The 1,015-nt window shown below is 63.8% G+C and carries 1 protein-coding gene; it reads right to left on the bottom strand.

From position 1 onward, the window contains the following. Positions 1-97 precede the first annotated feature (97 nt). Positions 98-1,015 (bottom strand): IS110 family transposase (locus tag QK290_RS18485; RefSeq protein ID WP_282332129.1); only part of this gene is annotated, 918 nt, incomplete at its 5' end.

The following is a 1,015-nucleotide window of genomic DNA, read 5'->3' as shown; positions in this document are numbered from 1 at the left end:
CTAATCCGAAAATGGAGGTGCGCTGAAGGCGGCTGGCGCGTAGGGATGTGCCCGTCACAGTGTGGCGGTTGGTCGGCGCTATCGATATGGGTGGGTGTCAGGCTGCGGGGGTCAAGGTGACGGTGTAGCCGAGGGCTTCGAGTTGGCGGACGTGATTGCGTTTGCTGGTGTCTGGGTTCGTGCGGCGGCTGAAGTGATCGGCACCGAGGTCATGGAAACGTATATCCGGATCCTTGAGGAGGTGCCAGATGATCACCAGGATGGAACGTCCGATGGCGACGATGGCGCGTTTCTTGCCCCGTCTTCGGGCTATCCTTCGGGAGCGTTCGCCGAGGAAGGTATCGGTTCTGCCGGCACCGACGGCGGCTTCGCCCAGGATCCGGGCGAGATAGCGGTTGCCGTGCCCGGTCGACCCGCTGCCCTTGGTCTTCCCGGCAGAGGAGTTGATGCCAGGGGAGAACTTTGCCCAGGAACACAGGTGTCCTGCGGTCGGGAACCGTGACATGTCGACCCCGATTTCGGCCAGAATGATCGCGGCGGCAATGGGGCCGATGCCCGGGATCTCATCCAGACGCTCCGCCGCCGCGGCGAAAGGGGCAAGCTGCACCTCGATCTGTTCATCGACCGCGGCGATATCAGCATCGATGCCGTCGATCCTGGACAGCATTCGGGCCAGGAGGAAGGCGTGGTGGTCATCGAAGAGGCCAGTGAACGCCTCCTCGAGTTCGCTGATCTTCCTGCGCATGCTTGCCCGTGCCAGCTGCGCGAGGACCTTCGGGTTCCGTTCGCCGTCTATGAGCGCTGCCATCATCTCCCGCCCGGAGACCCCGAAAATGTCCGAGGCCACGACAGAGAGCTTGATGCACGCGTCCTCAAGAAGCTTCTCGACCCGGTTCTTCTCCGCCGTGCGGGTCCCGACCAGATCGATCCGGTACCGGGTCAGGTCCCGCAGCCGGCGGATCGGGGCAGGCGGGACAAAACTGGGCCGGAGCATCTGCCGCTCGGCGACTTTGCA

Source organism: Pseudarthrobacter sp. AL07 (assembly GCF_029960665.1).
In the GTDB taxonomy this organism is placed as follows: domain Bacteria; phylum Actinomycetota; class Actinomycetes; order Actinomycetales; family Micrococcaceae; genus Arthrobacter.
The sequence above is the reverse complement of the archived record's forward strand: the minus strand, read 5'-3'. Positions and strand labels throughout refer to the sequence as shown.